Source organism: Paracoccus sigandri (assembly GCF_003709565.1).
GTDB lineage: Bacteria > Pseudomonadota > Alphaproteobacteria > Rhodobacterales > Rhodobacteraceae > Paracoccus > Paracoccus siganidrum.
Genome location: NZ_QNRC01000010.1, coordinates 125317 through 149107, shown reverse-complemented (window position 1 = coordinate 149107; position 23791 = coordinate 125317). Strand labels below are relative to the sequence as shown.

At 68.5% G+C, this 23791-nt stretch carries 21 protein-coding genes and 1 pseudogene; 11 read left to right on the top strand and 11 right to left on the bottom strand.

Translation table 11 applies throughout. The annotated features are described in order from the left end of the window. The first annotated feature begins 21 nt into the window (after positions 1-21). Together C9E82_RS11480 and eutH are read left to right on the top strand one after the other, a co-directional pair. Positions 22-1293, top strand: coding sequence for a D-arabinono-1,4-lactone oxidase (locus C9E82_RS11480; RefSeq protein ID WP_119899616.1), 1272 nt, complete (start codon positions 22-24; stop codon positions 1291-1293). A gap of 59 nt (positions 1294-1352) precedes the next feature. Beyond that, a complete protein-coding gene (gene eutH / locus C9E82_RS11475; RefSeq protein ID WP_119899614.1) occupies positions 1353-2570 on the top strand; it encodes an ethanolamine utilization protein EutH in 1218 nt (405 codons plus the stop codon). Between the two features lie 7 nt (positions 2571-2577). On the opposite strand, the gene C9E82_RS11470 is transcribed toward eutH, so the two are convergent. After that, positions 2578-3474 (bottom strand): LysR family transcriptional regulator, encoded by an 897-nt coding sequence (locus C9E82_RS11470; protein WP_119899612.1) that lies wholly within the window; start codon positions 3472-3474, stop codon positions 2578-2580. A 178-nt stretch (positions 3475-3652) separates the two neighbouring features. Between C9E82_RS11470 and C9E82_RS11465 the strand changes: the two genes are divergently transcribed. Continuing rightward, positions 3653-4375, top strand: coding sequence for an isochorismatase family protein (locus C9E82_RS11465; protein ID WP_119899610.1), 723 nt, complete (start codon positions 3653-3655; stop codon positions 4373-4375). A gap of 53 nt (positions 4376-4428) precedes the next feature. Here the strand turns inward: C9E82_RS11465 and C9E82_RS11460 are convergent, their stop codons facing one another. After that, a complete protein-coding gene (locus C9E82_RS11460) occupies positions 4429-5325 on the bottom strand; it encodes a LysR family transcriptional regulator (protein WP_240643615.1) in 897 nt (298 codons plus the stop codon). A 153-nt stretch (positions 5326-5478) separates the two neighbouring features. Between C9E82_RS11460 and C9E82_RS11455 the strand changes: the two genes are divergently transcribed. The 5 genes from C9E82_RS11455 to C9E82_RS11435 are packed head-to-tail and all read left to right on the top strand — an operon-like array spanning position 5479 to position 10408. Then, on the top strand, positions 5479-6543 hold the full coding sequence (locus C9E82_RS11455) for an ABC transporter substrate-binding protein (RefSeq protein ID WP_119899627.1): 1065 nt from the start codon (positions 5479-5481) through the stop codon (positions 6541-6543). Between the two features lie 36 nt (positions 6544-6579). Further along, positions 6580-7491, top strand: a complete 912-nt coding sequence (locus C9E82_RS11450) for an ABC transporter permease (RefSeq protein WP_119899605.1) — start codon at positions 6580-6582, stop codon at positions 7489-7491. Beyond that, entirely contained in the window at positions 7491-8306 is an 816-nt protein-coding gene (locus C9E82_RS11445) for an ABC transporter permease (protein WP_119899603.1), read from the top strand. The genes C9E82_RS11450 and C9E82_RS11445 overlap by 1 nt, the downstream gene beginning before the upstream one ends. An 11-nt stretch (positions 8307-8317) precedes the next feature. Further along, the gene (locus tag C9E82_RS11440; RefSeq protein ID WP_119899601.1) at positions 8318-9388 is read left to right on the top strand and encodes an ABC transporter ATP-binding protein; all 1071 of its coding nucleotides are present in this window, start codon (positions 8318-8320) and stop codon (positions 9386-9388) included. Between the two features lie 18 nt (positions 9389-9406). Beyond that, positions 9407-10408, top strand: coding sequence for a dipeptidase (locus C9E82_RS11435; protein ID WP_119899598.1), 1002 nt, complete (start codon positions 9407-9409; stop codon positions 10406-10408). Between the two features lie 67 nt (positions 10409-10475). Here the strand turns inward: C9E82_RS11435 and C9E82_RS11430 are convergent, their stop codons facing one another. The 4 genes from C9E82_RS11430 to C9E82_RS11415 form a co-directional block, all read right to left on the bottom strand. After that, complete coding sequence (locus C9E82_RS11430; protein ID WP_119899596.1) at positions 10476-11483, bottom strand: ABC transporter substrate-binding protein; 1008 nt, start codon at positions 11481-11483, stop codon at positions 10476-10478. Between the two features lie 24 nt (positions 11484-11507). After that, positions 11508-12293, bottom strand: a complete 786-nt coding sequence (locus C9E82_RS11425) for an ABC transporter permease (RefSeq protein ID WP_119899594.1) — start codon at positions 12291-12293, stop codon at positions 11508-11510. Next, positions 12293-13099: an ABC transporter ATP-binding protein gene (locus tag C9E82_RS11420; RefSeq protein WP_119899592.1), complete on the bottom strand. Its 807-nt coding sequence runs from the start codon at positions 13097-13099 to the stop codon at positions 12293-12295. The genes C9E82_RS11425 and C9E82_RS11420 overlap by 1 nt, the downstream gene beginning before the upstream one ends. Before the next feature lie 148 nt (positions 13100-13247). Next, positions 13248-13934, bottom strand: coding sequence for an arylesterase (locus C9E82_RS11415; protein WP_119899589.1), 687 nt, complete (start codon positions 13932-13934; stop codon positions 13248-13250). A 13-nt stretch (positions 13935-13947) separates the two neighbouring features. Between C9E82_RS11415 and C9E82_RS11410 the strand changes: the two genes are divergently transcribed. After that, a complete protein-coding gene (locus C9E82_RS11410; protein WP_119899587.1) occupies positions 13948-14646 on the top strand; it encodes an ABC transporter ATP-binding protein in 699 nt (232 codons plus the stop codon). Further along, complete coding sequence (locus C9E82_RS11405; RefSeq protein WP_122449275.1) at positions 14643-17177, top strand: ABC transporter permease; 2535 nt, start codon at positions 14643-14645, stop codon at positions 17175-17177. The genes C9E82_RS11410 and C9E82_RS11405 overlap by 4 nt, the downstream gene beginning before the upstream one ends. Before the next feature lie 19 nt (positions 17178-17196). On the opposite strand, the gene C9E82_RS11400 is transcribed toward C9E82_RS11405, so the two are convergent. After that, positions 17197-18780, bottom strand: coding sequence for an ABC-F family ATP-binding cassette domain-containing protein (locus C9E82_RS11400; RefSeq protein ID WP_119901199.1), 1584 nt, complete (start codon positions 18778-18780; stop codon positions 17197-17199). Positions 18781-18973: 193 nt separating this feature from the next. Here C9E82_RS11400 and C9E82_RS11395 point away from each other — a divergent pair. Beyond that, a pseudogene (locus tag C9E82_RS11395) lies at positions 18974-20170 on the top strand (winged helix-turn-helix domain-containing protein). Between the two features lie 98 nt (positions 20171-20268). Here the strand turns inward: C9E82_RS11395 and phnE (C9E82_RS11390) are convergent. The 4 genes from phnE (C9E82_RS11390) to phnC all read right to left on the bottom strand — a co-directional run bounded on the left by phnE (C9E82_RS11390) (position 20269) and on the right by phnC (position 23781). Then, on the bottom strand, positions 20269-21075 hold the full coding sequence (gene phnE / locus C9E82_RS11390) for a phosphonate ABC transporter, permease protein PhnE (protein WP_119901050.1): 807 nt from the start codon (positions 21073-21075) through the stop codon (positions 20269-20271). Next, positions 21075-21980, bottom strand: a complete 906-nt coding sequence (gene phnE / locus C9E82_RS11385) for a phosphonate ABC transporter, permease protein PhnE (RefSeq protein ID WP_119901051.1) — start codon at positions 21978-21980, stop codon at positions 21075-21077. Before phnE (C9E82_RS11385) ends, phnE (C9E82_RS11390) begins: the two co-directional genes overlap by 1 nt. Before the next feature lie 87 nt (positions 21981-22067). Further along, a complete protein-coding gene (gene phnD / locus C9E82_RS11380; RefSeq protein ID WP_119901052.1) occupies positions 22068-22970 on the bottom strand; it encodes a phosphate/phosphite/phosphonate ABC transporter substrate-binding protein in 903 nt (300 codons plus the stop codon). Between the two features lie 16 nt (positions 22971-22986). Further along, positions 22987-23781 (bottom strand): phosphonate ABC transporter ATP-binding protein, encoded by a 795-nt coding sequence (phnC, locus tag C9E82_RS11375; RefSeq protein ID WP_240643707.1) that lies wholly within the window; start codon positions 23779-23781, stop codon positions 22987-22989. Between the last annotated feature and the right edge of the window lie 10 nt (positions 23782-23791).

The following is a 23791-nucleotide window of genomic DNA, read 5'->3' as shown; positions in this document are numbered from 1 at the left end:
GACCGACAGGGGGAATACGGCATGACCACTTCGTCCCACAACATGCATGTCAACGATTTCGGCATCGACCACGCGCATTGGCGCAACTGGGTCGGCAACCAGTCCTGCGTCCGGGCCGCGCGCGGCGCGCCGCGAAGCGAGGACGAGCTTTGCGCGATGATCCGGGATGCGACGGCCAGGGGGCTGAACGTCCGGGTCGCGGGATCGGGCCACAGCTTCACGCCCGTGGCCCTGACCAGCGGGCTGCACCTGACGCTGTCGAACATGAAGGGCGTCAAGGGCGTCGACCATCAGAGGCGCCGGGTGACGGCCGCGGCCGGAACCACGATCAACGAGCTGGTCAGGGTGCTGAAGGCCGAGGGCCTGTCGATGCTGAACCAGGGCGACATCGACAGCCAGGCCGTCGCCGGGGCGCTGACCACCGGAACGCACGGGACCGGCGCGCGCCTGCCGGTGCTGGCCGATGCCATCGTCGGCATGAAGCTGATCCAGCCCGACGGAGAGATCCTGACCGTGGACGAAACTACCCCCGAGCTGCTGCTGGCGGGGCGGGTGTCGCTGGGGACGCTCGGCGTCATCTCGGAAATGACGCTGCAACTGACCGACAGCTATCGCCTGCGCGAGCGGATCTGGCGCGAGGATTTCGAATCGGCGATGGAGATGCATGACGAGCTGGCCGAAAAGCACCGTCATTTCAGCTTCTTCTGGTGCCCCTACGAGGAAAGCCGGCATTGCTATTGCCTGCCCGACACCTCGGCCACCTCGACATCCGGCCGCACCACCGATGTCTGCGAGATGAAGGTCATGGACATCACCGAGGACGAGCCCTTCGAGGCCGAATTCGAGAAGGTCGCCTACAGCTCGGACGTCTATCCCATCGAATATGTCCCGAACTTCCACGAACTGGAATATGCGGTGCCGCGCGAACATGGCAAGGACGCCGTCCGCGCCGTCCGCAAGCTGATGCTGGAGCGGTTCCCCGAGGCGATCTATCCCATCGAATACCGCTTCACCGCCGGCGACGAGGCCTGGCTGAGCCCGTTTCATCGTCAGGACAGCGTGACGGTTTCCGTCTCGGGCGAGCCGGGCAAGGATTACTGGGATTACCTGCGCGCGGTCGACGCGATCCTGCGCGGATATGGCGCGCGTCCGCATTGGGGCAAGCTGCATTTCCTGACCGGCGAGGACGTGACCGCCATCTATCCCCGCGCCGGCGATTTCCGCGAATTGCGTCGCAAGCTGGATCCGCAGGGGGTCTATCTCAACGACCATCTGTCGCAGCTTCTGCGCTGAACCGAAGCCGGTGGCGGGACGCAGAAGCCCGTGCCCCGGCCCGCAACAGGGAGGCCCTCATGGCCCATATCGGCACCTTCGTCATCTATGTCATCATGGCTTCGGCGGTGATCGGCGCGATCGCCTCGATCATCGACAGTGAAAGCCCGCTTGGCCGGGAATTCAACGCCGGCCTTCACGCCATCGGTCATATCTTCATCCCCGTGGCCGGGATCATGGCGGCGATCCCCTATCTCTCGGCCTTCATCAGCGCCGGGGTCACGCCGGTCTTCCAGGTCGTGAATGCCGACCCCGCCATGGCTGCGACCTCGATCATCGCGGTGGACATGGGCGGCTATCAGCTGGCCCACACGCTGGCGCTGTCGAACGAGGGCTGGATCATGGCCTCGATCACCGGCTTCATGGCCGGGGCGACGATCATCTTCACCATCCCCGTCGGCCTGGCCATGCTGGACAGAAGCGATCACCAATACATGGCCGTCGGCATCATGTGCGGCGTGCTGTCGATCCCGGTCGGCGTGCTGGTGTCCTGCCTTCTGCTGATGGCGATGCAGGTCGGCATCCGTCCCGACATCGACGCCAGCGGGCAGCCGACCCATCTTCTGGCGATGGGCATGGCCGAGGTGCTGCGCAACCTCGCCCCGCTGGTCGTCTTCTGCGCGGCGCTGGCCGCCGGGCTGAAGCTGTTCCCGGCGCTGATGATCCGGCTGTTTTTGGGCTTCGGGCGGATCATGTATGCGGCGATCACGCTGGTGCTGGTCTTCTCGATCGTCGAATATTTCACCGGGCTGTTCACCGCGGTCTTCGGCCATTGGGGCTTCGCCCCGATTATCGCCGATGCCGAGGACCAGTTCCGCGCGCTGGAGATCGCCGGCTATATCGGCATCATGCTGTGCGGGGCCTTCCCGATGGTCTGGATGATGAACCGCTTCCTGCAGGCGCCGATGCGCTGGATCGGGGACCGGCTGGGCCTGTCGCCGGCGGGGACGGCCGGGCTGTTGGCGGCCTCGGCCAATGTGCTGGCGATGTTCCGGCTGATCGGCGACATGCCGCCGCGCGACAAGGTGCTGGTCATCTCCTTCGCGGTCTGCGCGGCCTTCATGTTCGGCGACCACCTGGCCTTCTCGGCGAATTTCCAGCCGACGATCATCCTGCCCTTGCTGCTGGGCAAGCTGGCCGGCGGGATCGCGGGTTTCGCGCTGGCGGTCTGGGTGCTGGCCTCGCGCGGCAGCGGAGAGGTCGTCGCCGGCGCCGGTCCCGAGCGGCCGGAAGCCTAGGCGCAGGTCAGGCGGGGCCGCGGTTCCTGGCGGTCTCGATGAAGTTCAGCACGGCGCGGGCGCGGTTGCTGCGCTTCCAGACCAGCACGGTGCGGCTGTGGAGATCCGGGTGGATGATCGGCCGCGCCTCGACATTGCGGCCCAAAAAGCCGATCAGGCTTTCGGGATAGACGGTGATGCCCAGCCCCGACGCCACCAGCCCGATCAGCGCCAATGTGGTGCTGGCCTCCAGCGCCGGTTCAAGCGAGATGCCAAGCCGGCCGAACTGGTCCTCCAGCCGGAAGCGGTATTCGCCCCATTCCGCCATGTTGCCGAGGATCAGCGGCTCGTTCGCGATATCCGCCGGCTGGACCGTGGGCTGGTGCAGCAGGCGGTGCCGCTGCGGCGTCACGACATGCAGCGGGTCCAGCGCCAGGGTGAGGCTGTGACAATCGCGGTTGTCATAGGGCCCGATCAGGAACCCCACGTCGATTTCGTCATTCGCGATCGCGATCTTCTGCATCTGGGTGCGCATGAAGCGCAATTCCAGCGTGATGCCCGGATAGCGGTCGCGGAACCGGGCCACCGTCCGCGGCATGAGGTCCGTCGCGGCAAAGGCCATGTAGCCCACCCGGATCCGCCCGGTATGACCCAGCGCCACGCGCCGCGCCTCGTCGATCGAGCGCGAGCAATCCAGCAGGATCCGTGAGACGCTGCGATAGAAGTCCTGCCCGGCCGGGGTCAGGGCGACTTCGCGCGTGGTGCGTTCGAACAGCGGATAGCCCAGTTCGGCCTCCAGCTTCTGGATGCGGCGGCTCAGCGCCGACTGGTCCAGCGCCAGCCGGTCGGCGGCGCGGCGGAAGCTGAGTTCTTGCGCGACGGTGACGAAGGACCGCAGCAGCGCGGTTTCGGGAAGCTGGTGCATGGGTGGCGGCGCGGTTTTCGATTGATGCACAGCATGCATCTATAATTGCCGAACTGTCAATTCCAGTCCGGCTCTCTCAGGGGCATTCTCTGGGCTGTGGCCGGGACGCGGTCATGGCGACAGCCTCCGACTTTAGCAAATGCGGGCCGATCCGGGCCCGGACCCAGAGGAAAGACGAATGAGCGACATCGATAACCGCGAACTGGACCGGATGCTGCAAGCTGCATTCGATGCATCAACCCGGCTGTATCAGGAACGCGGCTTCCAGCGCCGCGTGGGTTTTGGCAAGCGCCCGGCGCTGGTCAGCGTCGATCTGGCCAATGCCTGGACCCGGCCCGGCAACCCCTTCACCTGCGACCAGCAGAAGATGGACGACGAGATCATCCCCGGCATGCAGAAGCTGCTGGCCGCCTTTCGTGCCGCCCACCTGCCCGTGATCCATGTCACCACCGCCTATGAGATCACCGACCGCAATGCCGAATTCACCGATATGGGGCTGTGGCACAACAAGATCCCGGTTGATGTCGTCGACCTGAAGAACAAGGAGCTGTGGGCCATCGACAGCCGCATTGCGCCGGTCAAGGGGGAATACACGCTGCTGAAGAAGCGCGCCTCGTCCTTCCACGGCACCGAGCTTGCCGGCATCCTGCGGGCGAACGGGGTGGACACGATCCTGGTGACCGGCGTGACCGCCTGCGCCTGCGTGCGCCAGACGATCTGCGACGGCATTGCCGACGGGTTCCGGCCGATCGCGGTGCGCGACTGCATTGGCGACCGGGTGCCGGGGGCGGTGGCCTGGAACCTGTTCGACATCGACGCCAAGTTCGGCGACGTCAAGTCGGTCGAGGAATGCGTGGCCTATGTCGAGGGGCTGGCCGCCGCGCGGGTCGCCGCGGAATGAACCGGTGGCCGCCACATGCCTGCCCCCGCGGGCGGATGGCGGCCCCCGCCGCCCTAGGCCGGCGGGGGCAGCGACCGGCGCAGGAAGCGCAGGAAGGTGTTCAGCAGGCCCGAGCGGTTGCTGCGGTCCCAGACGGCGGTGATCGGCAGCTTCACCGGCAGGTCGCTCAGCGGCCGGACCTCGACGCCCTCGCGCGGCAGGTTGCCGATGCAGCTGGAATAGATGGCGACGCCGACCCCGGCGGCGACAAGGCCGAAGATGCCGTCGCTGTTGGTCGCCTCCAGCGCGATGTCGGGGAAGAAGCCGCGCGCGCGGCATTCGGCGAACACCTCCTTGCGGAACACGACCCAGCTGTCGCCGGTCCCGAAGACGAATTTCTCGTCCCTCAGCTGCGCCAGCGTCAGCGATTCCAGCGCCGCCAGCGGATGGCCCGAGGGCAGCAGCACGACATATTCGTTCTCGTCGAAGGTCAGGCTGCTGGTCGCCTTGTGCCGGAACTGCCCATAGAGAAAGCCGACATCGATGGTCTGCTGCAGGATCGCCACATGCTGATGCACGGTCGGCATGAAGATCAGGTCCAGCCGGATGTCGGGATGCGCCTGCGTGAAGTCGCGCAGGAAATCCGGCAGCCGCCCGTTGATGGCGAAATCGGTATAGGCCACCCGCAATTCGCCGCGGATGCCGCGCGCGGCATTGCGGGTCCGGGCGACGGCCCGGTCGATCTGCCCCGCGATGCCCGAGATTTCGGCCAGAAGCACCTTTCCCGCCTCGGTCAGCTCGACCCGCCGCGTCGTGCGCAGCAGCAGGGGCGCGCCGATCTCTGCCTCCAGCTGCTGGATCGTCTTCGTCAGCGCGGGCTGGGCGATGTGCAGGCTGTCGGCGGCGCGGCCGAAATGCAGCTCTTTGCCCAGTGCCGCGAAAGCGCGCAGATGCCGCAGGTCAAGGCTCATTCCGAAGGCCATTATTGATAACTGATGAATATCAATAAAGCCTCAATTGATATTTCACAAACGGAATTTCCAGCTTCATCGTCAGACCTCGAAGGTGCCGCCAAGACGCACCGTTCCAACCCCACCGACGACATGCTTCAGGGAGCCATGAAGATGCAGAAAGAACCCATGATGCCGCACGCCCCGTCCCGCCGCCGGGTGATGCAGATGCTGATGGCGGGCGCGACCCTTCCGGTGCTGCTGCCGCGGCAGGCCCATGCGGCGGGCGGGACCGTGGTGGTCTCGAACTGGGGCGGCGACTGGAACGAGCGCACCATGCGCTATGTCGAGAAGCCGCTGCTGGAGGACAAGGGCTTCCGGGTCATCCGCGACCTGGCGATGGAGCCCGAGCGCAAGGCCAAGCTGCTGGGCGAGAAGCGCATCCGCCGGGCCTCGGCCGATGTGATCCACCTGAACAGCTCCGACGCCTTCGAGATGCGCCAGCAGGAGGTCGTCGACGATCTGGACCTGTCCCGCATCCCGAACCACGCCGATCTGGTCGACGAACTGCGCTCGCCCTATTTCGTGCCCTGGCTCTATAGCGGGGTGGTCATCATCTATAACCGGGACAAGGTCGCCGAGCCGCCGAAATCCTATGCCGAGCTGTGGGACCCGAAATGGGCGGGCCGGGTCGGGCTGACCAACCAGCTGTATTTCAACTACATGCTGATGGCCGGGCTGATCTCGACCGGCGGCATGACGGATGCCGAGGACGGCAAGCCCCTGCTGGAGAAGCTGGTGGCCGAGAACCGGCCCCGGCTCTATGCCGCGCATCAGCAATTGCAGGCCGGCCTGGCGAATGGCGAGGTGGACATCGCCGTGAACTACAAGGCGCGGGGGCTGCAATGGGCCAATGACGGGTTGCCCCTGGCGATCCAGTATCCCGACGAGGGCGCCATCGCCGTGACCTTCGGCGCCTGCCTGACCACCTATGGCGAGCACAAGGATGCGGGCTACAGCTATCTGGACGCGATGATCGACCCGACGGCGATGGCCGGCCTTGCCGAAGCCAGCTTCTATGCGCCCGCCAACACGAAGGCCACGCTGACGGACGAGCTGCGCGCCCTGATCGACTTCACCCCCGAGGAGCGCGCGAAGATGCGTTTCCTGGACTATGGCTATGTCGCCGCGCATTCGGCCGCCTGGCTTGAATGGTGGAACAAGTCCTTTGCCAGCTGATGCCGCGACCCGGCCCATTCCTGACGGGAGACACCCATGAGCATGTCGGACACGGTCGCGCAGATGGCGCCGCCGGACAGGCCTGACCGCAGGCCGCCGCGCCGGATCGGCGCGCCCTTCCTGACCACCCCCGCCCTGGTCTTCGTGACGATCGGGCTGCTGGCGCCGCTGGCGCTGATGCTGCGCAACAGCTTCAACCGCTTCGATCCGGCCGAGCTGATGATCAGCGCCTTCACCGCCGAGAACTACGTTAAGTTCTTCACCGACGCCTTCTATCAGGAGGTGCTGCTGCGCACGCTTGGCATCTCGGCGCTGGCGACGGCGATCTGCCTGGTGGCGGGGGTGCCGGTCGCCTATTTCCTGGCCCGGCACGTCTCGGCCTTCGCCAAGCGGATGCTGCTGATCGTGATCCTGGTGCCGCTGTTGATCGGCAATGCGGTCAGGACCTCGGCCTGGATGCTGATCCTGAACGACAGGGGCGTGCTGGCCTCGGTCCTGGGCGTCTTCGGATACGAGGGGCCGCTGGGGCTGATGTATACCGCGACGGCGGTGACGATCGGCCTGGTCTCGGTCCTGTTGCCCTTCATGATCATCACCCTGAACAGCGTCTTCGAGGCCATCGACGCGAACCTGGAGGATGCGGCGGGCAGCCTGGGCGCGACCCATCTGACGGTGATGCGCCGGGTCGTGCTGCCGCTGGCGCTGCCGGGGATACTGGCGGGGACGGTGCTGTGCTTCATCCTGTCGATGAACGCCTATGCGACGCCGGTGCTGCTGGGCGGCCCGACCTTCCACATGATGGCGCCGACCGTCTACCAGCAGGTCGCCAAGGCGATGAACTGGCCCTTCGGCTCGGCCCTGGCCTTCATCCTGATGAGCGTCACCCTGATCCTGACGGTGGGGGTCTCGGCGCTGGTCCAGCGGAAATACCGGCGGTGGAGCGAGTGATGGGCAACGCACAGGCCAAGACCATCCGCATCGGATACACGGCGATCAGCGTCCTGGTGATCGGCTTCGTCGTCCTGCCGCTGATCTTCATCGTCTGGATGAGCTTCTTTTCCAACCGCATCCTGTCGCTGCCGCCCGAGGGCTATACGCTGGACTGGTATCGCCGCGCCTGGCAGATGGCGGATTTCCGCAATGGCTTCTTCCTCAGCCTGCGCACCAGCCTGATCGCGACCGCCATCGCGCTGATCCTGGGCCTGCCCGCCAGCTTCGCGCTGGCCAGGGCGCGCTTTCCCGGCCGCGAGACGATCAACACCATCCTGATGTCGCCGATGATCGTGCCGGGGATCGTCGGGGGAAGCTCGCTCTTCGTCTTCTTCCTGGAGGTCGAGTTCCTGACCGGCTGGCGCATCGCGGGATCCAGCCCCGGCCTGATCGCCGCCCACAGCCTGATCGCGCTGCCCTGGATGATCCGGCTGGTGACGACATCGCTGATCGGCATGAACCCGTCGGTCGAGGAAGCCGCGCGCAGCCTCGGCGCAGGACCGCTGACGGTCTTCTTCCGGGTCACGCTGCCGGTCATCAAGCCCGGCGTGATCGCGGGATCGCTGTTCGCCTTCGTCAATTCCTTCATCGATCTGGAAAAGTCGCTGTTCCTGGTCGGCCCCGACCGCACGACGCTGCAGATCGCGCTGATCAACTATCTGGAATGGAACTTCGATTCGACCATCGGCGCGGTCGCCACGGTCCAGATCGCCCTCATCACCCTGCTGCTGCTGGTCACCGACCGCTACGCCAAGCTCAGCCGCGCCTTCTGAAAGGAGAAGCCATGTCCGAAGTCGTTCTTCAGGATGTCGCCAAGCATTACGGCGATGCCGTCGCCGTGCGGAACATGACGCTGCGCATCGCCGACGGGGAACTGGTCGCCCTGCTTGGGCCGTCGGGTTGCGGCAAGACGACGACATTGCGCATGATCGCGGGCTTCGTCGATGCGACCAGCGGCCGGATCTCGGTCGGCGGGCGCGATGTCACCGGCCTGCCGCCGAACCGGCGGAACATGGGCATGGTATTTCAAAACTATGCGCTGTTTCCGCATATGACCGTGGCCCAGAACGTCGCCTTCGGGCTGGAGATGCGCAAGGTCTCCAGGGCGGATGCGGGGAAACGGGTACGCGAGGCGCTGGCCCGCGTGCGCCTGGGACAATATGGCGACCGGCTGCCCAAGCAGCTTTCGGGCGGCCAGCAGCAGCGCGTGGCGCTGGCCCGCGCGCTGGTGATCGAGCCCGACGTGCTGCTGCTGGACGAGCCGCTGTCGAACCTCGACGCCGCGCTGCGCCACGAGATGAAGATCGAGATCCGCCAGTTGCAGCAATCGCTTGGCCTGACCACCGTCTTCGTCACCCATGACCAGGACGAGGCGATGAGCACCGCCGACCGCATGGTGCTGATGTATCAGGGCGGGGTCGAGCAGATCGGCCCGCCGGCCGAGGTCTTCGGCCGCCCGCGCACCGCCTTCGCCGCCGGCTTCCTGGGCATCCCCAACCTTTTGGCCGGGCGCATGACCCCGGACCGGGCGGGCTTCGCCTTCGAGGCCGGGCCGACCGTCCGCCTGCAGGGCCAGCCGCCGATCGCCGGCCGCGCCTTCCTGGCCCTGCGCCCCGAGGAGATCTCGCTGTCCACCGAGCCGCCGGCGACCGGGCGCAACGCGCTGGCCGGCAGGGTCGAGATCATGACCTATCACGGCTCGGCCGTGGAATATCAGCTCCGCACCGATGCCGGGCCGATGCTCAGCGCGCGGCTGCGCGCGCCGGGCCTGGGCGGGCAGCCGGTGCTGCCGGGCGGAACCGCGGTCTGGGCGCATTGGGCGCCCGAGGCGGGCGTGCTGGTCAACGAACACTGAACCGATGGAGAGACATCAATGAACGAATATACGCCCTCTCTGGGCGCAGGGCTTCTGCATGACCGGCTGACCGTGGTGGATGGCCTGATCGTCTCGGATTTCGGGCCCGAGATCTTCCGCGAGATGCGCAAGGGCGGCATCACCGCCGCCAACTGCACCTGCTGCATCTGGGAGAACTTCACCGAAACCATGCGCAACATCATGCGCTGGAAGGCGTGGTTCCGCGACCATTCCGACCTGATCCTGCAGGTCCGCACCACCGCCGACATCCGCCGCGCCAAGGCCGAGGGCAAGACCGGCATCATCCTGGGCTGGCAGAACGTCTCGGGGATGGAGGACCAGATCGGCTATCTGTCGCTGTTCAAGGAGCTGGGCGTCGGCATCATCCAGATGGCCTACAACACCCAGAACCTGGTCGCGACCGGCTGCTACGAAGGCCATGACGGCGGGCTGTCGGAATTCGGCCATGAGGTCGTGGCCGAGATGAACCGGCTGGGCATCCTGTGCGACCTGTCGCATGTCGGATCGAACAGCAGCCGCGACATCATCCTGGCCTCGCGCCAGCCCGTCGCCTATTCGCATTGCCTGCCCGCCGGGCTGAAGGCCCATCCGCGCAACAAGAGCGACGAGGAGCTGCGCTTCATCATCGATCACGGCGGCTTCGTCGGCGTGACCATGTTCACCCCGTTCCTGGCCCGCGGCACCGATGCGACGGTCGACGACTATGTCGAGGCGATCGACTATGTCATCAACATCTGCGGCGAGGACCGGGTCGGCTATGGCACGGATTTCACCCAGGGCCATGACCAGCGGTTCTTCGACTGGATCACCCATGACAAGGGCTATGCCCGCCGCCTGACGCGCTTCGGGACGATCCGCAATCCGGCCGGCATGGACACGATCGCCGATACCGGCGGCCTGACCGCCGCCATGGAGCGGCGCGGCTGGCCCGCCGCCCGGATCGAGAAGGTGATGGGCGAGAACTGGGTGGCGCTGCTGCGCGAGGTCTGGGGGGCATAGCGGCGGCGCGTCCCGCCCCCCGATCGCCGGGGGCGGGACCGAAGCCCGTGCGATCCGCCGCCGTGGCCTATTCGGCGGGTTGCGGCGCGGCCGCCTGGACGAATTCGTTGGTATAGGTCGCGGCCAGGTCGATCTCCGCCCCGGCGATCTCGGGCGAATTGAAGCTCATCACCTCCAGCACCGCCTCGGCGGCGGCATCGTCCATCAACCCGGTCTCGGAAATCATCTCCAGGCTGTTCTTCAGCGATTCGACATAGATCGCGGTGTCGCCGATCAGCTCGGGCGGCATCTGCCCGGCGATCTCCTCGGGGGTGCTGCTGTGGATATAGTGCAGCGTGTCCACGATCGCGGCGGCCAGCGCCTGGGCCTGTTCCGGGTTCGCGTCGATCCATTCCTGCCGCGTATAGAGCGCGCCGCCGGCGTAATCCGCGCCGAACAGGCTGCGCGCGTCGGCCTCCTTGCGGGTATCGACCAGCAGTTTCAGGTCCTCGTGGCGGTTCTTCAGCTGCGAGATCGCCGGGTCCAGCGTCACCACCGCGTCGATGCGCCCCTGTTCCAGCGCGGCGACCGCCGTCGCACCGACGCCGACGCCCACCACCGAGGCCGCGTTCGGGTCCAGCCCCTCGCGCGAGAGCAGGTATTTCAGGAAGAAATCGGTCGAGGACCCCGGCGCGGTGACGCCCACGTTCTTGCCCGCCAGGTCGGCGACCGAATCGATCTGGTCGTTCTTGCCGGGCGCGACGACCAGCGCGATGCCGGGCAGGCGGTCCATGATGACGAAAGAGGCAAGCTGCTGGTTCTTGGCGGCCAGGCTGATCGTGTGCTCGTAATAGCCCGACACGACATCCGCGCTGCCCCCCACCACCGCCTTCAGCGCGGCCGAGCCGCCCTTGAAGTCGATCAGCTCCACGTCCAGGCCGTGCTTTTCGTAATTGCCCAGCTGCTCGGCCAGCACGGTCGGCAGGTAGCAGATGCAGCTGGACCCGCCGATGGCGATGCGGACCGTGTCGGCTGCGGCGCTGCCCGCCGCCGTCGCCGCCAGGACCGCGGCGAGGATCGTGCCGGTAAGTTTCATGTCGTTCCCTCCCTTGGATGAATGTCAGTGATGGTGATCGCTGTCGGGTTGCCAGATCAGCAGCCGGCGCTCGGCCAGGGTGACCAGCCAGTCGATGATCAGCACGAAGGCCGACAGCACGAACATGCCCGCGAAGACCCCGGCGATGTCGAACATGCCCTCGGCCTGCGCGATCAGATAGCCCAGCCCGGCCGAGGCGCCCAGATATTCGCCGACCACCGCGCCCACGACCGCGAAGCCGATCGAGATATGCAGCGACGAGAACACCCAGCTGAGCGCCGAGGGCAGATAGACATGCCGCAGCAGCTGGCGTTCGGACATGCCCAGCATCCGGGCGTTCTGCAGCACGGTGCGGTTCACCTCCTTCACGCCCTGGTAGACGTTGAAGAAGACGATGAAGAAGACCAGCGTGAACCCCAGCGCGACCTTGGACCAGATCCCCAGCCCGAACCACAGCGTGAAGATCGGCGCCAGCACCACGCGGGGCAGGGCGTTCGCGGCCTTGATATAGGGGTCGAACACCGCCGCCAGCCTGGGGCGCCGCGCCAGCCAGAACCCCAGGATCAGCGCCGCCACGGTGCCGATCACGAAGGCCAGCGCGGCCTCGATCAGCGTGATCCACAGGTGATACCAGATCTGGCCCGAGGAAAACCACGCGATGATCCGGTTCAGCACGTCCATCGGCGTCGAGAAGAAGAACTGGATCCGCGACGGGTCCCCGAACAGCGAGGTCCGGGTCAGCACCCACCAGAAGGCGATCGCGAAGACCGCGACGAGGATCTGCAGCATCAGAAGGACGGGTCTGGGCATCAGGCTTTCTCCGCCGTGCTATGGGCATAGGCTTTCAGCACCTGGTCCTTCAGCAGGTGCCAGATGTCGCGGTGCAGGTTCTGGAATTCCGGCTCCAGCTTGATTTCCGACACGTCGCGCGGGCGTGGCAGCGGGATCGGGAAATCGCCGATGATGCGGGCGTCGGGGCCGGTCGACAGGATCACCACCCGGTCCGACAGCGAGATCGCCTCTTCCAGGTCGTGGGTGACGAACATCACCGCCTTGCGGTCCTGCTGCCACAGGTCCAGCAGCAGATCGCCCATGATCAGCCGGGTCTGCGCATCCAGCGGGCCGAAGGGCTCGTCCATCAGCAGGATCGCCGGATCGCGGATCAGCACCTGCGCCATGGCCACGCGCTTGCGCTGGCCGCCCGACAGCATGTGCGGATAACGGTCGCCGAAGCCGCGCAGGCCGACGCGCTCCAGCCATTCCTCGGCGCGGGCCAGCGCCTGCCGCCGGGGCGTGCCCGAGATTTCAAGCGAGATGGCGACATTGTCGCGCGAGGTCTTCCACGGCATCAGCGCATCGGCCTGGAACAGATAGCCGGCGCTGCGGTTCAGGCCCTCCAGCGGCCGGCCCTCGATCTCGACCACGCCGGCCGAGGGACGCAAGAGCCCCGCCGCCGCGTTCAGCAGCGTCGACTTGCCCGATCCGGTCGGGCCGACGATGGCCACGAATTCGCCCTTGGCGACGCGCAGGTCCGCCCCGGCGACCGCGCGAAACGGCTGCTTGCCGCTGACGGCAAAGCTGATGTCCACAGTCCTGAGATGAACGGCCGACTCCATGCAGCTCTCCCTTCCCGTTCTCGCATGGGATTTCCGGGCCGATCCCCGACCTGCGCGCGCGAAATCCGCCGGGACCTTAGCTTGCCCGAAGAACGGGCCGCAAGACCGGCCGGCCGCCGGGTGCGCCCCGGCCGCCCGCCGATGGGCGTCATTCCGCCGCGGTGTCGATCAGTTCCAGCACCCTGGGGCCCAGCCCCTCGACGATGCGCGCCACGCCCTCGGCATTGGGATGCAGCCCGTCCTCCTGCAGAAAGTCGCGCATCGCCGCACCGTCCGCAGTCCCCTCGACCAGCGGGGCAAGGAAGCTCTCGGCCAGGGCCACGCCATGCGTCTCGGCCAGCTCGGGATAGATCGCGTCGAAGGCGGCGCGGTAGTCGGGGCCGTAATTGCCCGGCGCCTCCATTGCGATCAGCAGCACGGGAACCTCTTGCGCGGCGGCCTCGGTCAGGATCGCGTCCAGGTTGTCGCGGCTGACCGATGGGTCGACGCCGCGCAACAGGTCGTTGCCGCCAAGCGTGACCAGCATCGCATCGGCCCCGTCGGCCAGCGCCCAGCCGACCCGCGACCGCCCGCCCGCCGTCGTGTCGCCCGATACGCCGGCATTCACCACCTGAACCTCGCGGCCCTGGGCCGCCAGCCAGCGTTCCAGCTGCGCGGTGAAGCCGTCCTCGGGCGGCAGGCCATAGCCCTGCGTCAAACTGTCGCCAAGCGCGACCAGCCGCAGCGGCTCGGCCCAGCCGGGGCTTGCGGCAAGCAGCAGCACCGCCGCCAGGGCCGCCGCTTTGCGGTTGCAGAAACGCCGCACGGCCCCATATTGCCTGCGAAGGCGGGGCATAAGGGCGGTATGGATGACGGAACCTGTGATTGCGCTGCGCGACGCGCGGCTTTCGCTGACGGGCGCGGCGGGGCCGGTCGAGATCCTGCGCGGCATCACCCTGCAGGTGGCGCGCGGCGAGACATTGGGGCTGGTCGGGCCGTCGGGTTCGGGCAAGTCGTCTCTCCTGATGCTCATGGGCGGGCTCGAACGCGCCACCGGCGGCGAGGTGATCGCGCAGGGCCGTGACCTGACCGCCCTGAACGAAGACCAGCTCGCCCGGTTCCGCCGGGACAATATGGGGGTGGTGTTCCAGTCCTTCCACCTGATTCCGACGATGACCGCGCTGGAAAACGTCGCACTTCCCCTGGAATTGAACGGCGCGACCGACGCCTTTGAACGGGCGTCCGAGGAACTGGCCGCCGTGGGCCTTTCGACCCGCAAGGGCCATTACCCGGCGCAGCTGTCGGGGGGCGAGCAGCAGCGCGTGGCGCTGGCCCGCGCCGCCGTGGCGCGCCCGGCGATCCTGCTGGCCGATGAGCCGACCGGCAATCTGGACGGCGCGAACGGCGCGGCGATCATGGACCTGCTGTTCGGGCTGCGCGACCGGCACGGGGCGACGCTGGTCCTTGTGACCCACGCGCCGGAACTGGCGGCGCGCTGCGACCGGGTGGTGCTTCTGGCCGATGGCCGGATCGCCGACGAAGGCGCGCAGCGGAACGCCGCCGAATGAGCGCGGCGCTGGCCTTTCGCATCGCCCGGCGCGAATTGCGCGGGGGCTTCGCGGGGTTCCGGGTCTTCCTCGCCTGCCTGATCCTCGGCGTCGCGGCGATCGCGGCGGTGGGGCTGGTGCGCGAATCCGTCCGGCAGGGCCTGTCCGATCAGGGCGCGGTCATGCTGGGCGGCGATGCGCGGATGCAGTTCACCTATCGCTTCGCCACCGACGAGGAACGCGCCTTCATGGACCGTGTCGCGACGCGGGTGTCCGAGGTGGTGGACTTCCGCTCCATGGCCGTGACGGGCGAGGGCGCGGGCGCGGATCGCGCGCTGACCCAGGTCAAGGCGGTGGACGACGGCTGGCCGCTGCTGGGCGCGGTGGGGCTCGATCCGCCCATGCCGATGGCGACGCTTCTGGCCGGATCGGACGGGCTGCCGGGCGCCGCGATGGATGCGGTGCTGGTCGAACGGCTGGGCATCGCCCCCGGCGACGAGTTCCGGCTGGGGACGCAATCCTTCCGGCTGATGGCGGTGCTGACCCATGAGCCCGACGCGGCGGCGGGCGGCTTCGGCCTTGGGCCGCGCACGCTGGTGGCCAGCGGGGCGCTGGCGGATTCGGGCCTGATCGGGCCGGGCACGCTTTACGACACGCAATATCGCATGATCCTGCCGCCGGGCGCCGATCTGGACGCCCTGCGTGCCGAGGCGATGGCCGCGTTCCGCGACACCGGGCTGCGCTGGCGCGACAGCCGCCGCGCCGCGCCGGGGGCCGAGAATTTCATCGACCGGATCGGCGCCTTCCTGATCCTGGTGGGCCTGGCCGGGCTGGCGGTGGGCGGCGTGGGTGTGTCCGCCGCGGTGCGCAGCTATCTGGCGGGCAAGACGGCGACCATCGCCACGCTGCGCAGCCTGGGGGCGGAACAGCGGCTGATCTTCATGGTCTATCTGGTCCAGATCGGCGCCATGGCGCTGCTGGGCGTCCTTGCCGGGCTGGCGCTTGGCACGGGCGCGGTGCTGGCGCTGGCCCCGATGCTGGAGCGTCTGCTGCCCGTGCCCGCCGTCTTCGCGCCCTGGCCCGCGCCGCTGGCAGAGGCCGCGTTCTACGGGCTGGTGACGGCGCTGCTGTTCACGCTGTGGCCGCTGGCGCGCACGGCGCAGGTCCGGGCGGCGGCGCTCTATCGTGCGGCGGTGGGCGTCGCGGGGGCCGCGCCCCGGCCGGTCTGGTGGCTGGTCAGCGCCGCGCTGGCGGTGCTGCTGGTGGGCGGGGCGGCGTGGTTTTCCGGCGCGCCGGAACTGGCGCTTGGCACCGCCGTGGGCGTGATCGGCGCGCTGGCGCTGCTGGCGGGGGCGGCCTGGCTGGTGCGCCTGCTGGCGCGGGCCCTTGCGCGCAGCCGGATCATGCGCGGCCGCCCGGCGCTGCGGCTTGCCTTCGCGGCGGTCGGCGGGCCGGGCTCGGAAACCGCATCGGTCATGCTGTCGCTTGGCCTGGGGCTGGCGGTGCTGGCCAGCGTCGGCCAGATCGAGGCCAACCTGCGCGCCGCCATCGACCGCGACCTGCCCGCCCGCGCGCCGGCCTATTTCTTCCTCGACATCCAGAACGACCAGCTGGACGCGTTCAACGCCACGCTCGCCGCCGATCCGGGGGTCGAGCGGGTCGAGACCGCGCCGATGCTGCGCGGCATCCTGACCCGGATCAACGGCCGCCCGGCCACCGAGGTCGCGGGCGATCACTGGGTCCTGCGCGGCGACCGGGGCGTGACCTATTCCGACGCCCCGCCCGAGGGCACGACCATCACGGCGGGGGAATGGTGGCCGGCCGGTTACGACGGCCCGCCGCTGATCTCCTTCGGCGCGGAAGAGGCGGCGGAACTGGGCCTGCAACTGGGCGACCGGATCACCGTCAACATCCTGGGCCGCGACATCGAGGGCGAGATCACCAGCTTGCGCGAGGTCGATTTCTCGACCGGTGGCCTGGGCTTCGTCATGGCGATGAGCCCCTCGGCGCTGGCGGGCGCGCCGCATACCCATATCGCCACCGTCTATGCCGGGGCCGAGGCCGAGGGCCGCATCCTGCGCGCCGTCGCCGGCGACATGCCCAACGTGACCGCGATCCGGGTCCGCGACGCGGTGGACCAGGCGACTGCCGTGCTGGGCGCCATCGCCTCGGCCGCAGCCTGGGCCGCCGGCGCGACGCTGCTGACCGGCCTTGTCGTGCTGATCGGCACCGCCGCCGCCGGAGAGCGCGAGCGGATCTTCGAGGCGACGGTGCTGCGCACCCTGGGCGCTACGCGGGGCTGGGTGCTGGCCTCGTTCGCGCTGCGATCGGTGCTGATGGGGGCGGCGGCGGGGGCTGTCGCGATCCTTGCCGGCGCGGTGGCGGGCTGGGCGGTCGTCACCTTCGTGATGGAGACGGATTTCGCCTTCGAGCCGCTGTCGGCCATCGCCATCGTCTCGGGCGGGGTCGCGGCGGTGCTGGCGGCGGGCATCCTGTTCGCGCTGCGCCCGCTGGCCACCCGCCCGGCCCGCATCCTGCGCCAGCAGGACTGACCGCCGCCCCCGCAGACCGTCATCGGCCCAGCTCCAGCCACCTGTCCGGCGTCAGGCTTTCCAGGAACGCCCGGTCATGGCTGACGACCAGCAGGGCGCCGTCATAGGCCGCAAGCGCGGCCTCCAGCGCCTCGATCGCATCCAGGTCCAGGTGGTTGGTCGGCTCGTCCAGGATCAGCAGCGCGGGCGGCTCGGGGCGGCCCAGGACGCAGGCCAGCGCCGCCCGCAGCCTCTGCCCGCCGCTCAGCGCACCCGCCAGCTGCAGCGCATCCCCGGCGCGGAAGCGAAACCGGGCCAGCGCCGCCCGGCACAGGTTTTCATCCGCATCCGGGTTCATGCGCCGGAAATTCTGGCGCAGCGTCAGGGCGGGATCCAGCAGGGCGGCATGCTGGTCCAGGAAGGCATGGGGCACATGCAGCTCGACCCGGCCGGAAAGCGGTGTCAGCGCGCCTGTGACCAGCGACAGCAAGGTGGTCTTGCCGCTGCCGTTCGGGCCGGTGATCGCGATGCGTTCGGGGCCGGTCACGGTCAGGTCCATGTCGCGGATCGCCGGCCGCGCCGGATCGTGGCCGCCCGTCACCGCCTGCAGGCGCAGGACCAGCTTCTGCGCGGGAAGACCGGTCGAGCCGATCTCCATGCGCAAGGGATCCAGCACCTCGATCCGGTCGCGGGCCGAGGACAGCGCATCCTGCGCCTGCCGGTTGCGCGCGTCGCGCAGCCGGGCATTGGCGCCGCCCGAGGCCTCGGCCCGGCCCTTCGCCGCGTCCAGCAGGATCTTCGGCTGGTCGGCTTTCCCGCGCGAGCGGCGCCCCGCGCCGTCCTTGCGGGCCTTGCGCTCGGCCGCCTGCCTTTCGCGCCGCAGGATCTCGGCCTGCTGCTTCTCCGCCTCGGCCAGATCGTGCCGCGCGGCCTGCAATTCCTGGGCCTTGCGGGCGCGATAGCTGCTGTAATTGCCGCCATGGCGCGCGGCGCCCAATGTCGTCAGCTCGACGATGGCATCCATTTCCTCCAGCAATTCGCGGTCATGGCTGACCACGATCGCGCCCGCGCGCCATCCCCGGATCAGGTCGATCACCGCCTGCCTGCCCTGGCGGTCCAGGTTGTTCGTCGGCTCGTCCAGCAGCAGGAAATCCGGCCGGGCGAAGATCAGCGCGGCAAGGCCGGCGCGGGTGCGCTGGCCCCCCGACAGCTCCGCAAGCCGCGCGCGGGGGTCAACGTCCAGCCCGCAGCGCAGCAGCGCGGCCTCGATCCGCGCCGGCAGCGTCCAGTCCGCCCCGGCCAGTTCCGCGGCCTCGGCCAGCCCGGCCTCGGCCCTTTCGAGCAGCTCCAGCGCCTCGGCCGCGCCAAACAGCTCCGCGATGCCCAGATCGGCGGCAAGGCCGGTCTCCTGCCGCATCAGCCCCGTGGTGCCAGAGACGCGAACGCTGCCCGAGGCCGGGGCGATCTGGCCCGCGATCAGGCGCAGCAGGGTGGTCTTGCCGGTGCCGTTTCGTCCGACAAGCCCGGTGCGTTCCGGTCCGAAGACCAGGTCCAGGTCGGTGAAAAGCGGGCTGCGGTCAGGCGTGGACCAGCAAAGGCGGGAAAGCGTGATGGAGGCGGACATGGGACAGGACTTCTCGTTGCGCGACCGGATGGGCGAGGGCGGCGAGAATGATGTCCATGTCCGAGGAACTCCGGTTGGTCCGTTGCAGGAAACGACATCTAGGCAATGCGCGCCGGATTTCAAGCCGGCGGATTTCGGCAGGCCCGGCGGGGCGCGCTTGATCGCGCGGCGCAAACCGGCAATCGATAGGGGCATGATGCGCCCGCTGCTTGCAAATCGCGACGCCCGCCGCCTGTTTCTGGACCGGCACCTGCTGCTGCGGCCCGGATCGGGGCCGGGCAAGGGCGCCGATCTGGCCGGGCTGCTGGCGGGGCTGGGCTTCGTGCAGGTGGACAGCGTCAACACGCTGGCCCGCTCGCATGACCTGATCCTGTGGTCGCGCCGGGGCCGGTACCGGCCGAAGGCGCTGCAGGACATGGTGGCCCGGCACCGCACCGCCTTCGAGCACTGGACCCATGACGCCGCCGTCGTGCCGATGACCTGCTATCCGATGTGGCGGCTGAAATTCGCCGGCGACGAGGCGCGGATGCGGCAGCGCTGGCCGAAATGGCGGCGCGAGGGCTGGGATGCCGAGCTGGACACGGTGCTGCGGCGGATCGCGGATCACGGCCCCGTTTCCTCGCAGGATGTCGGCGAGGGCGAGGAACGGGGCTCGACGGGCTGGTGGGACTGGCATCCCTCGAAGACGGCGCTGGAATATCTGTGGCGGTCCGGGCGCCTGGCGATCTGCCGGCGCGAGGGGTTCCGCAAGGTCTATGACCTCAGCGAGCGGGTCATCCCGGCCCAGCATCTTGCCGCGCGCATCGACGAGGCCGAGATCATCGACTGGGCGATGACGGCGGCGCTGGACCGGCTGGGCTTCGCCACCAGCGGCGAGCTGGCGGCCTTCTTCGAGATCGTCACCCGCGACGAGGCGAAGCGGTGGTGCGCCGAGGCCCTGGCCGCCGGGCGGATCGTCGAGATCGACGTGGAGATGGCCGATGGCACGCGGCGGCGCAGCTTTTCCGATCCGGCGCTGCTGGACCTGGTGCCCGCGCTGCCGGCGCCATCCGCGCGGGTGCGGGTGCTGTCGCCTTTCGACCCGGCGCTGCGCGACAGGGCGCGGGCCGAGCGGCTGTTCGGCTTCCGCTATCGGATCGAGATCTTCGTGCCGGCGCCCAGGCGCCGCTATGGCTATTAGGTCTTTCCGGTGATGCAGGGGGACCGGCTGATCGGGCGGGTGGATGCCAAGCGCGAGGCCGGAGTGCTGGCCGTCAGGGCGTTCTGGCCCGAGCCGGGCCTGCGCATGGGCGCGGCGCGGCTGGCGGCGCTGCGGGCGGAATTCGAGCGGCTGGCGCAGCTGGCCGGTGTGGACGAGATCCGCCATGCGCCGGACTGGCTGCGGGCGTGACCTTCGCGCCGGGCGGATGGGGGTATTTGGGCAACGAAGAAGCGGATCGGCGGGTTTTCCTGCGTGGGGCGGGGCGGGCGGAACGGCGGGATCGGGGGTCAGGGGCGGATCAGCCGCATCCGGATCCAGGCCGACAGCCCGTCGATCAGGTAGACCATCGCCACGATCAGGATGATGATCGACCAGGCCTCGTCCCAGCGATAGGCGCCGATCCGGTCGGAGAGCAGGAAGCCGATCCCGCCGGCGCCGACGATCCCCAGGATGGTGCCCGAGCGGACATTGGATTCGAAATTGTAGAGCGTGATCGACATCAGCACCGGCATGACCTGCGGCAGCAGCCCGATGCGGATCCCCTGCGGGACCGAGCCGCCGGCGGCGCGCACGCCCTCGACCGGGCGGGCCGAGCTGTTCTCGATCGCCTCGGCATAGAGCTTGGCCAGCACGCCGATCTCGCCCACCGCGATCGCCAGCACGCCGGCCAGCGGCCCCAGCCCGAAGGCGCGGATGAAGATCAGCGCCAGGATCAGCGTCTCGAAGGCGCGGATCACGTCGAAGCCGCGCCGCAGGCCGAAGCGCAGCCAGCCCATGCGGTTGATCGTCCGCGCGCCCAGGAAGGACAGCGGAAAGGCCACCAGCGCGCCAAGCAGCGTGCCCAGGAAGGCCATGGCCAGGGTCTCGCCCAGCCCTTGCAGGATTTCCCTGATCTGGACCCATTCGGTCCACAGATGCGGCGGGAACATGAAGGACAGCACGTTCCCCAGCCGGCCCAGCCCCTGCCAGATGCGCTGCGGCGAAAAGCCGAAATCGTAGAGGCACCAGCCGAACAGCGCCAGAAAGCCGATCCAGAACAGGCGGTTGCGCAGTCGGCCGGGGCGGGGCGGAAGGGTGTGATCCGTGCGGGACATCAGGTGCCCTCCAGTCCGATGACGCGGTGGCGCAACCGTTCCGAACCCCAGTCGATCAGGAAGACGGTCGCGAGGATGATGAGAAACAGCGCCGACAGGTCGGTATATTCCTGCAGGCTGACGGCGGTGCGCAATTCCTGCCCCAGCCCGCCCGCGCCGACATAGCCGATGATCGAGGAGGAGCGGACGTTGATCTCGAAGCGCAGCAGCGTATAGCTGAGCGTGTTCGGCAGCACCTGCGGCACGACGCCGTAGCGCATCTGCTCGAACCAGGAACCGCCGGCGGCGCGCACGCCCTCGACCGGGCGCATGTCCACGTTCTCGTTGGCTTCCGAATAGAGCTTGCCAAGCGATCCGGTGCAGTGCAGCGCGATGGCCAGCACCCCCGCCATCGGCCCGACCCCGAAGCAGAAGACGAAGATCAGCGCCCAGACCAGTTCCGGCACGGTGCGGGCGATTTCGAGGAAGCGGCGGGTGATCCAGACCAACGCGGGCGCAGGCGACAGGTTGCGCGCGGCCGGGAAGGACAGCAGGAACCCCGCCGCCACGCCGAGCGAGGTCGCCATGAAGGCGATCAGCAGGGTCTCGACCAGCAGGTCCAGCCAGACCCGCCAGCGCCAGAACCAGTCCGCCAGGTCGGCGCCAAGGCTGCGCCAGCCAAGTTCCGGGATGGTCTTGGCGACGTAATCGCCCAGACGGGGCAGGCCGGCCAGCAGGATCCAGCGATCCTCGCGCGAGCCGTCGGGCAGGGTCACCTGCGTCACGCGGAAGAAATTCGCCATGTCGGCCGTGATCCAGAAGATCGCGGCCAGAATCGCGGCGGCCAGCCAGAAGGTCAGGCGCGCGCGCCGGCGGTGATGCCGGTAATCCGCCTGGAAGGCCGCGAATGGGTCGGTTGCGGTCATGGGTCCTGGCCGGGCGGCGCCCGCCTTTCATGGCGTGATGGGGAAGGGGGCGGCATCGGTTGCCGCCCCGCCGGATCGATTGCCGGATCAGCTGCGGCGCTGCGATTTCAGCCAGTCGCGCATCTCGACGATCCACTGATAGCGGTCGTGATCCACCTCGACAAAGCCCTTGGCGGTGGACAGCTCGGCCCCGTTGATCGACTGGAAGGCTTCTGGGGCGTCCTCGGGCGCGCGCAGATAGGCCTGTTTCACCGCCTCGACCAGTTCGTCGGGAAGGTTGCTGCGGACGGTGACCGGGCCGTTGGTGATCTCGGGCGATTGCCAGATCCAGCAGATCTCGCCCTCGCCGATCATGCCCTTGGCGACCATGCGCTGCGGGATGCCGTTCACCTCGTTGTTGATATAGGTCGCGGCGGCGTCGAACTGGCCGTTGACGACGCCCTGCACCCCGGCCTCGTGGCTGCCCGAGAAGGGGGTGGCGCGGAAGAAGCTGGCCGGGTCGTAGCCCTGCTGGACCAGGTTGTAGTTCGGCACCGCATAGCCCGAGGTCGAGTCGGGATCGGCGAAGGCCAGCACCTTGCCTTCCAGGTCGTCGAGGCTGTCATGGCCCGCGTCGCAGCGCACCGCGATGACCGAGTAATAGCCGGTCGATCCGTCCTGTTCCTGCGAGGCGAGGATCGGGCGCACGCCGCCCTCGGTCTCGGTCCAGGCGGCGGCATAGGCGGATGATCCCAGGCTGGCGAATTCGATCTGGCCGGCCGCCAGCGCCTGCACGATGCCGTCATAGCTGCCGGCGGTATAGATCTCGACCTCGACGCCAAGCGTTTCGGCCAGATAGTCGCGCCAGGGTTCCCAGCGCGCCATGCGGTCGGATTCGTTCTCGGCCGAGGTCACGCCGATGCGCAGGATGCGGTAATCCTCTTTCCAGTCCTGGGCCATGGCGGGCAGGGCCGCCGTCGTCGTCAGAAGGGCAGCAGCGAAAATCTTCATGGGATGCTCCGGTGGTTCAGGCCGGCTCCAGCCGGCGCAGGGAAGTCGAGGTGACGGCCTCGTCGATCTCGGCCAGGCCGTCGGTTCCGTAGAGATCGCGCACCACGTCCGGCGTCAGTTGCCGGGCGGTGCCGTCGAACATCACCCGGCCCGCCCGCATGGCGACGATGCGGTCGCAATAGGCGCGGGCGGTGTCCAGCGTGTGCAGGTTGACAAGGACGGTCAGCCCGTCCTCGCGGTTGATCCGGCGCAGCGCGTCCATGACGCGGGTGGCATTGCCGGGATCGAGGCTGGCGATGGGTTCGTCGGCCAGCATGACGCGCGGGCGCTGGACCAGCGCGCGGGCGATGGCGACGCGCTGCTGCTGGCCGCCCGACAGGTTGCCGGCCCGTTCCAGCGCCTTGTGCGCCAGGCCAAGCCGGTCCAGCGCGTGGAAGGCCAGGGTGCGCTCGGCATCCGAGAAACGCATCGCCATCGAGGAGAGCAGCCCGTGATCGGCGATCCGCCCGACCAGCACATTGGTCAGCACGTCCAGCCGCTCGACCAGGTTGAACTGCTGGAAGATCATCGCGCAGTCGCGCCGCCATTCCCGCAGGGCGCGCCCGCGCAGCCCGGTGACGTCGCGGGCGCCGAAGCGGATCCGGCCCTCGGTCGGTTCGACCAGCCGGTTGATCAGCCGCAGCAGCGTCGACTTGCCCGCCCCGGATGGGCCGATCACGCCGACGAACTGGCCTTCGGGAATGTCCAGCGACACGCGGTCCACCGCACGCGTATCGCCGAAGGCGCGGCTGAGGCCGGCAAGGGAAAGCATGTTCGGTTCC